Source organism: Butyricicoccus sp. (assembly GCF_977037065.1).
Genome location: NZ_CDRQNY010000030.1, coordinates 13,846 through 22,517 on the forward strand (window position 1 = coordinate 13,846; position 8,672 = coordinate 22,517).

The window sequence follows — 8,672 nt, forward strand, 5'->3', positions numbered from 1 at the left end:
GCGGTGCCCGCCGCTATGCCGAAGGCTTTCGCCGCGATAACCGCCTTGCTGTAATAGGCGCTGCTCGGCACATCGACAAACGAGCCGTTCGAATTGACCTGACCGTTGTCGAGCGCTTCACTCATACCATAGGCGCGGTCGAGCATAACGATGAAGTCCGCTCGGGTAATGGCGTTGCCCGGATAAAACAGATGGGTTCCGCCGCCCTTGATCACGCCTGCAACGGCAAGCGTATCAACCTCGCGGGAAGCCCACGCGTACTCTCCTGCTGTATCATAAAAGTAAACCGAGTGTTCAGGAAGATACGCATACGTCTCCGTGGTGTTCGCGCTCAGTGCATAGGCTGCCGTGATCGCGCTTACGACCACCGCAACCGCCAACACTGCAACGGTCACCAGCTTTCGCGTTCTTTTCATAATATTCTCCTTGCTCAGTGGTTATGATAGATAGGGTGTATTCCCCACCTATGTAAACTTGCTTTAAAATTATAGCACACCGTTCCCCACTTGGCAAGTTAAAATATGACTAAATTTGTTGTAACCATTCTGTAATTTTAACCTTTTTATACAAGAAAAGCGCGGTTTTCCAGCAAACCGCGCTTTCAAAGTCCATTTTTCGTCTCTCACTGCTGTTCTGCGCGGTACCATCGCCAGCTCAGCACAGTCGGGATAATCGTTGCCGCCGCCATTGGCGCAAGCACCAGCACAAACTTTGCAGTTTCGTTCGGAACGAACGAGCCTGCCGCACCGATAATACCCGCCGCAAACAGCATGCGGCCCGCCACACGATGCGTTTTCGTCCAGACAGTTTCGCTCGACAGTGTCCACGGCGTTTTGAGTCCGCAGTACCAGTTCATACGAAACTTCGGCATAATGTTGCCGAGGCACATCACCAGCAGGCTGACGAGCAGACATACGACTGTCGGCACATCGACCGTACCCGGACGCAGTGCTTCCGCAATGCAGATGCCGCACATTGCGGTCAGAAACAGGTCGATCATGATCTGGAACCCGATATAGGCATCGGAAAATTTGTCGTAGTTCTTGCTTTTCGGGTCAAACCGCGGCAGAAAGTAAAACAGAACCGCAAACAGCGGTGCCATACCGGCCACGATCCACAAATGACATCTGGTTTCGTAACTCACATGACCGACAAGATCCCACTGCATGGGAATTTCCGCGGGCAGCCTGCTGTAAAACGCCGCTGTCATTGCCGCCGGCAGCAGCGACAGCACCCACGCCGTCACCTGCAGTCTACTGATTTTTTTCATTCCTGCCATCTCCTTTCAAGGCGCTGATCCATTCGAGAATCTCATCCACGACCGACATATTCAACTCATAATAAATGTACTTGCCCTGCTTGTCATCCAGCACCAGACCCGCATCCCGCAGGACGGACAGGTGATGCGAAATGGTTGCGCCCGACACCTCGAAGTGCGCTGCAACATCGCCCGCCGCCATCGGTCCGCGCCGCAGCAGCGACAGAATTTCGCGCCGCACCGGATCGCTGAGCGCCTTAAAGCTCTGCTGAAACCCCATTACTGTCCCCTCTTTCGTGCGGTAAACCACGTTTTGCGCCCGCAGACCGGACAATACAGCTGCCAGTCATTTCCCACATGCGTGCGGAAAACCAGCCGCTTCCACGGCAGATTCTGCTTCGTGCCGCAGGATTTGCAAATCAAATCGCATCTTGCAAGCGCTTTTGCCTGCCAGATTACCAGTATTGCCGCTAAAATCAGCGCAATCGCGCAAATCAGAATGGTAATGTTCATTCCGTTCACCGTCCTTCTCGCTATCCTGTTAATTAGATGGCCATCTAATTGTTTTCAGTATACCACAGCTTCTGCATTTGTCAATACATTTCGATAAATATCTAAATAATGCAAAAAGAAAAACCGCAAGTTAAACTTGCGGTTTCGATGTTCTATACCAGAACTTACGCCATGCCGTTGAGCTTGGTAGTCATCTTGCTCTTCTTGTTGGACGCATTGTTCTTGTGCAGGAGGTGCTTGGCAGCCGCCTGATCGACAGCCTTGACAGCGGTCGTGTAAGCAGCAGTTGCTTCAGCCTTATCGCCGCCAGCAATCGCAGCATCAAACTTCTTCAGAGTGGTCTTGAGCTCGCTCTTAGCCATCTGGTTGTTCAGCGCCTTTACGGAGTTAACCTTAACGCGCTTCTTTGCAGACTTAATATTGGGCATTCTGAAAACACCTCCTTCGTTTTCTATTCAACAGTGATATTATTCTATCATCTTCTCACAAAAAAAGCAAGTGTTTTTTTCATTTTCTGCATAAAAACTTTTTCCTTGAAAAAAACTATCCTTATAAGGAGGGATTGCGCATGGCTTTCCGCACCGATCTGGCCGTTGAGGCGATCGAAAACCATAAAACAGCCGCTGCCCTGCCGCATGTCCGGCAGTCCGACCGCACGCTTGAGGGCTTCGCCGTACACGAGGTACGCATTCTCTCAGAGGATGCCGCCCGCGAGATCGGCAAGCCGCAGGGACGCTATCTCACGCTTGAGCTGGATGCACTCATCCGCCGTGAGGAGGATGCGTTTCCGCGTGCCTGCAAGGCGCTCAGCACGCTGCTGCGCGAGCTGCTGCCGCATCCGAATGACGGTCCGGTGCTCATCGCCGGACTGGGCAACCGTATGATAACCCCCGATGCCATCGGTCCGCAGACCGCCGACCATGTCATTGCCACGCGGCATCTGATCGCGCAGTCGCCCGATATTTTCGCGGACTGGCGGCCCGTTTCCGCACTGGCTCCGGGTGTGCTCGGACAGACCGGCGTCGAGACCGGCGAGGTCATCTGCGGTGTGCTCGACCGCGTGCGCCCTGCCGCTGTCATCGCCGTGGATGCGCTTGCCGCCGGTCGGCTGTCGCGGCTGCTGCGTACGGTCCAGCTGGCAGATACCGGCATTACGCCGGGTGCCGGCGTGGGAAACGCCCGCGCGGCGCTCAACAAGGAAACACTCGGCGTGCCGGTTATCGCCGTTGGTGTGCCGACCGTGGTGGACGGCGCAACGCTCGCACATGAGATCAGCAGTCAGCTTGGGCAGCCTGATTGTGAAGCGCTGGACGACCTCTCCCAGCCGGTGATGATCACCACACGCGACATTGACCGCGAAGTCGCTGACATCTCCCGCATGATCGGCTACGCGGTCAACATGGCACTGCATCCGCACCTCAGTGTCGCCGATATCGACCTGTACCTCTCGTGACAGGTTTCGGGCATACTCGCACGCTGTACGGCGTATGATAGATAGCATGAAACAGCAAGGAGGATGGCGCAATGAAGCGGCGTAAACATCAGAAATTCCGATCGAGAGGCGGCATCCGCCTGCCTGCCGTCATCACCCTCTGTCTGGCGCTGTCGCTGCTGATTTTCTCCCGGGTAGGCGGCGAGCCGATCGCGCAAAAGGCACTGACCGGTCTGGCTCGCAACAGCGGCTTCGTCACCCGCGCAATGGCGCTCGAGTTCGGCGTTTCGCCGGAGGATTCCGCCGAGGTGTACACGCCGCGCACGGCTGCCGCAGCGCGGGATGAGCAGGCGGAAAATCCGCTTGCAGAGAGCACCTATGTGCCCTCGTCCGACACCGAGAACGACAATCCAGTGCTGTCGGCCGCTGACAAGGCTGCCACGGTCTCCATCAACAACGAGACCTCGTATGACGTGGATGCGGCAGACTGTCTCGCCGCAGACGAGCATTTTTCCGCTGATGGAGATGGGCCGCAGGTGCTTATCTATCACACACACAGCAGCGAAAGCTACACGCCGGATGCCGCTTTTCCGTATACACCGACCGAGACCGAACGCACGACCGATACCAATTATAATGTAGTGCGTGTCGGTGACGAGCTGCAGAAGGTGCTCGAGGACAACGGCATTGAGGCCGTACATATCCGCGAAATTTTCGATTCGCCCGTGTACACCGGCGCGTATGACCGCTCACTTGCCGTGGTTGAGGACACGCTGGCAAAATATCCATCCATCACAACCGTCATTGACGTGCACCGCGACTCGATCCTGACCGATGACGGACGCGCCTACAAGACCTCCTGCACGATTAACGGCGAGGAAACCGCACAGCTGATGCTCGTGGTCGGCACAGATGACGGCGGCCTGTATCACCCGGACTGGCAGGAGAACCTGAATCGTGCAGCATCGCTGCAGTACCGGCTCAACCGCACCTATCCGACACTCATGCGTCCGCTTAATCTGCGGACCCAGCGGTTTAATCAGCATGCAACGCACAGCGCGTTTCTGGTGGAGGTAGGTTCGTCGGGCAATACGATGACAGAAGCGCTCAAAGGGATTCGGCTATTCGGTGAAGTCTTGTCTGACGAACTGCTGAATTGAAAATGGAACATGGAGAATGGAAAATGAAGGAGTTCGCTGCAAGGCGGTATTTACTAATCGCGCTACGCGCGATACCGCAATCCTTCATTCTCAATTCTCCATTCTCAATTAACCTGCATAAACTATCGTTTTCTGTACATCCTTATTTTCGGGGTGAAACTATGGAAACGATCACATTTACCGCCGATCTGGAACGAAACATCCGCATGATGCAGGAGCTGTTCCGGAACGACGATACACTTATCGTACGACGTGCCATCGGTCAAAACGGACTGCGCTGTGCGCTGTTTTTCTTTGACGGCATGGTAAATTCCCTTGCCATCAACCAGAGCCTTGTGCGGCCTATCCTGCGCTGCGAGCAGGCGCGGCTTTCCGCCGATATGCTCGCCGCCACCGTGCTCCAGGCCGACGAATGCCGCGTGGAAACCGATATGAACAAGGTATTTGCTGCCTTTCTCTACGGCGACGCCATTGTGCTGACCGACGGCGATGCACGTCCGGTGCTCGTCAACACCAAGGGTTTCGACAAGCGCAGCACCGCCGAACCGGAAAACGAGCGCGTCCTTTCCGGCCCGCGGGAGGGCTTCACCGAGTGCTTTATGCCCAATCTGGCGCTCATCCGCCGCCGCGTAAACGACCCTCGGCTGAAATTCCGGTTTATGCGCGTCGGCAGCCGCACGAACACCAATGTGTGCCTGTGCTATATTGCCGGACTGTGTGAAAACAGTCTGGTTGAGCGTCTGGAAACACGTCTGACCGCGCTCGATATCGACAGCGTGCTCGACTCCAACTATCTTGCCGAGCGCATACGCGACCATCGCTGGTCGCCGTTTCCGACACTCGGCACGACCGAACGACCGGACGTTGCCGCTTCCCGTATGCTGGAGGGTCGGTGTGTCCTTGTCGTGGACGGCAGTCCGGTAGCGCTCACAGCGCCGTTTCTGTTTCAGGAGTGCTTTCAGTCCAACGATGACTACTATATCAGCTTTCTGCAGGCGAATCTTTCGCGCATCCTGCGTGTCATCGGATTTGTATTCACGATCACGTTTCCGGCGGTCTATGCCGCGCTCATGCTTTATCACCGTGAACTCGTGCCCGCGCGGCTGCTGTTTGCCGTCTCCGCCGCACAGCGCGGCGTTCCCCTTCCCATCGGCTGGGAGATTTTGCTCATGCTGTTCGTGCTCGAGGCACTCAAGGAAGCCGGAGCGCGAACGCCCGGTGCCATGGGACAGACGATGAGCATTGTCGGCGGTCTGGTGCTCGGTGACGCAGCGGTTTCCGCGCGATTTGCCGCCGCACCGACCGTTATCGTAGTCGCTATCGCGGGTGTCACCGGTCTGATGGTGCCCAAGCTGCAGACTGCTGCCCTGTGGCTTCGCTTCGTGCTGCTCGCTGCTGCAGCCTCCTGGGGACTGTACGGCGTTGGTCTTGCACTCGGATTAACACTCGCGGCACTGTGCCGCATGCACTCATGCTCGGTACCGTATCTGCTCAATCTGGTGCCGCGCATCTCCGCCGAGCATGAGGACACCTGGCTTCGCTATCCATGGTTTTTCATGCGCTGCGACCGCTTTGCCGTCAAACGCCCGTCGAAGGAGGAACGCCCGTGAAGCTGCTCAGACTCCTGCCGCTGCTGCTGTTGCTGTGCGGCTGTGCGAGAGAGGTTTCGCCGGTGTCCGCGCTTGCGCTCGACTGCAAAAACGGTGTGTACTGCCTGACCGCCGAGGTTGTGCGGCAGGACTCGCCGGATGACGCTGCCGCTCCGGCTTACCTGTCCGCCACCGGAACCGATGTGACGGACGCGCTGTGCAATCTGCGCAGTATCCTGCCGGGAGACCTGTATTTGAGCCATGCACAGGTGCTGCTTTTAAGTGAGGATGCGGTTTCCGAGAGCATTCTTCCGCTGGCGGACTATCTTTGCCGCGAAAACGATGTGCGGCTTAGCCTGCGGGCAGCCGTCGTGCGGGACGGCTCTGCCGCCGAGCTGCTGGAGAACGATAACGAGGTGTACGCGCTCAGCGAGCTGCTTGACCGCTCCGCGCAGGACGGTATTCTGCCGGATATGCCGCTGTACCGCGTCACCGATGTGCTGCACGCAGACGGCACAGCCATTCTTCCGGCCTTGCGCGTGGATGCGTTCGGACAGACCGCACCGGCAGGCACGGCAGTGTTCAAAAACGAACGGCTGAACTGCTTTTTAGACGGCGAGATTGGCGGTGGCGCCTATGCGTGAGCGGCTGTTTCCGCGGTGGTGTACGGCGCTGTTTGCCCTGCTGCCGATGAGTGAATTACTGTATCTTCCCGCCGACGGGCAGAGCGTGTACGCCGCTGCGCTCGCGTGTACGGTCTGTGCACTGGCCGGTATCGGAGCGGCAAGGCTGTCCGACCGGGTTCAGCATTCGGCTCCTGCACAATGGGTGCTCGCCTTGACCTCACTGTTTCCGCTGCTGTCATCCATCGCCCGCATGAGCATTTTCCTGCAGCAGACCGTGTTCACCGGACGCTCATGTGGCGGCACAGTTGTGCTGCTGACAGTCTGCATTCTGCTCATGGCCTCAATGGGACTCAACCGCTGTGCCATGTGGGCACTGCCGATTGCGTGGCTTGCCGGTACGGTACTCCTGCTCTCCGGCGTACTCACACTCACGCAGCTTACGCCCGCCAGCTTTTCCGCACCGACAGCGGCATTGCTGCCGCAATTCCGGCACATTCTGTACTCCCTGCTGCCGGTATCGGTCGTACTGGCGTTTTCTCTGCCGGAGGCCAGGCTGTCTGCAAGCGTGTCGCGCGGACTCAGCGCAGGCGGTGCATTGCTCGCACTCCTGCTGCTGCGCACAGTGCTGCTGCTTGGAGCAAACACCGCTGCCCTGCTCCCCTATCCGGCGTTCACCGCCGCCGGACTGGCTGCCATCGGCGATTTTGCCCGACACGGCGAGGTATTCTTTGCAGTGCCGCTCCTCCTGTGCGAGATTGGCCGATGCGCCGCACTTGTCTGCGTACTGCTGTATCCGTTCACACGCACCTGCGGCGTTTTGCACCTGCGCCGACCGCAATAGGACTTGTTTTCCGCTCTCCGTTCTGCTATAATGCAAACAGCAGAGCAAAGGAGATTACGGCATGAATATTCAGATTTTCGGCAAAAACAAGTGTTTTGATACCAAAAAGGCGCAGCGCTGGTTCAAAGAGCGCGGCATTAAATTCCAGATGATCGACCTTGCGCAAAAGGGCATGTCCAAGGGTGAACTGGACAGCGTGCTGAAGGCTGTCGGCGGACTGGACAACCTGCTTGACCAGAAAAGCAAGGGTTATGCGTCGCTTGCCTACCTCGCCTACGACGAGGACAAGAAGGAAAAGCTGCTCGAGGATGGCACGCTGATGAAAACGCCAATCGTCCGCAACGGTCGTCAGGCAACTGTCGGCTACTGCCCCGATGTTTGGAGCAACTGGGAATAAATCCTTTACAAACCGCTATATTGGTTCGAATATGGCGGTTTTTTGCTGTCTTTTTCCGTATTTTTATATTTTTGCTCAAAAATGAATCCGGAAATTTTCCAGAAAAATATTGTCAGATGACAAAATATACCCTGTTTTTGTACCCACTGTCTGGTAAACTGCATTTAACGAAGGATGGCATTGATTTTTCACTGCCGATTGATACGAAAACGAGGGAGATATCATGATGAGAAAAGGCAAGCGTTTTCTCGTTCTGCTGACTGCCGTTGCCCTTGGCGTAAATATGCTCGGCATCAGTGCTTTTGCAGCAGAAGATACTCCGGAGACAGATACCGATTTAGTTGTAGCGATCCCGGAGAATAAAACCAATTCAGAGGTGAATATTCCGGATTCCGATGTGCCGGAAAATGACGTTCCGGAGGTTTCCTACGAGCCGATCATTATCGATATTCCTGACGGACCGATTCCGGCCGGTGAAACCCGGGATAACGAGGTTTCGGCAACTGATATTGCAGAGAACGATATTCCAACGACAAATCGCTTCAAGGAGTACCTGTCTGACGGCTCATCCAAACTGTGGATAAGCGTAGGAGTTGTCTCCGGTGCAGGCGTGATTTTCACTGCCATGTGCCAGAAAGGCAACGAGAACCGGTAAAAATGATAAACGCCCGCTCATTTTTGAGCGGGCGTCAGTCTGTCAAACAAGTATTATTTTAATTTTTACGCTTCGTGCGGCAGCACGCATAAAATAGAATTTGCGGAGCAAATTCATAAAAAGTCGGGGCGTGTACCTGACTTTTTATACAAGGGAAGAAAAAATGTGCCCGCAGGGCGCGGTTTTTCTTCAGTATTCGCT

At 55.9% G+C, this 8,672-nt stretch carries 12 protein-coding genes; 7 read left to right on the forward strand and 5 right to left on the reverse strand.

Annotated elements, in window-relative coordinates; translation table 11 throughout:
* From ACWVX6_RS09450 to rpsT, 5 genes are all read right to left on the reverse strand, one after another.
* A partial coding sequence (locus ACWVX6_RS09450; RefSeq protein WP_455152997.1) for an S-layer homology domain-containing protein occupies positions 1-416 on the reverse strand: 416 nt, incomplete at its 3' end.
* Between the two features lie 206 nt (positions 417-622).
* On the reverse strand, positions 623-1,270 hold the full coding sequence (locus tag ACWVX6_RS09455) for an SdpI family protein (RefSeq protein ID WP_455152998.1): 648 nt from the start codon (positions 1,268-1,270) through the stop codon (positions 623-625).
* On the reverse strand, positions 1,254-1,538 hold the full coding sequence (locus tag ACWVX6_RS09460) for an autorepressor SdpR family transcription factor (RefSeq protein WP_455152999.1): 285 nt from the start codon (positions 1,536-1,538) through the stop codon (positions 1,254-1,256). Before ACWVX6_RS09460 ends, ACWVX6_RS09455 begins: the two co-directional genes overlap by 17 nt.
* On the reverse strand, positions 1,538-1,771 hold the full coding sequence (locus ACWVX6_RS09465) for a hypothetical protein (RefSeq protein ID WP_455153000.1): 234 nt from the start codon (positions 1,769-1,771) through the stop codon (positions 1,538-1,540). Before ACWVX6_RS09465 ends, ACWVX6_RS09460 begins: the two co-directional genes overlap by 1 nt.
* A gap of 164 nt (positions 1,772-1,935) precedes the next feature.
* Positions 1,936-2,199: a 30S ribosomal protein S20 gene (rpsT, locus tag ACWVX6_RS09470; RefSeq protein WP_110436956.1), complete on the reverse strand. Its 264-nt coding sequence runs from the start codon at positions 2,197-2,199 to the stop codon at positions 1,936-1,938.
* A gap of 140 nt (positions 2,200-2,339) precedes the next feature.
* Here rpsT and gpr point away from each other — a divergent pair, with 140 nt between their 5' ends.
* The 7 genes from gpr (at position 2,340) to ACWVX6_RS09505 (ending at position 8,471) form a co-directional block, all read left to right on the forward strand.
* Positions 2,340-3,224 carry a GPR endopeptidase gene (gene gpr / locus ACWVX6_RS09475; RefSeq protein WP_455153001.1) on the forward strand — a complete coding sequence of 295 codons (885 nt, stop codon included), beginning with the start codon at positions 2,340-2,342 and terminating at the stop codon, positions 3,222-3,224.
* 71 nt (positions 3,225-3,295) lie between these two features.
* On the forward strand, positions 3,296-4,363 hold the full coding sequence (gene spoIIP / locus ACWVX6_RS09480) for a stage II sporulation protein P (protein WP_455153002.1): 1,068 nt from the start codon (positions 3,296-3,298) through the stop codon (positions 4,361-4,363).
* Between the two features lie 161 nt (positions 4,364-4,524).
* Positions 4,525-5,973: a spore germination protein gene (locus ACWVX6_RS09485; RefSeq protein ID WP_455153003.1), complete on the forward strand. Its 1,449-nt coding sequence runs from the start codon at positions 4,525-4,527 to the stop codon at positions 5,971-5,973.
* A complete protein-coding gene (locus tag ACWVX6_RS09490; protein ID WP_455153004.1) occupies positions 5,970-6,596 on the forward strand; it encodes a Ger(x)C family spore germination protein in 627 nt (208 codons plus the stop codon). The genes ACWVX6_RS09485 and ACWVX6_RS09490 overlap by 4 nt, the downstream gene beginning before the upstream one ends.
* Complete coding sequence (locus ACWVX6_RS09495; protein ID WP_455153005.1) at positions 6,589-7,419, forward strand: hypothetical protein; 831 nt, start codon at positions 6,589-6,591, stop codon at positions 7,417-7,419. Before ACWVX6_RS09490 ends, ACWVX6_RS09495 begins: the two co-directional genes overlap by 8 nt.
* A 61-nt stretch (positions 7,420-7,480) precedes the next feature.
* Positions 7,481-7,816, forward strand: coding sequence for an arsenate reductase family protein (locus ACWVX6_RS09500; protein WP_161273891.1), 336 nt, complete (start codon positions 7,481-7,483; stop codon positions 7,814-7,816).
* A 223-nt stretch (positions 7,817-8,039) separates the two neighbouring features.
* Positions 8,040-8,471 (forward strand): hypothetical protein, encoded by a 432-nt coding sequence (locus ACWVX6_RS09505; RefSeq protein ID WP_455153006.1) that lies wholly within the window; start codon positions 8,040-8,042, stop codon positions 8,469-8,471.
* The last annotated feature ends 201 nt before the right edge of the window (positions 8,472-8,672 follow it).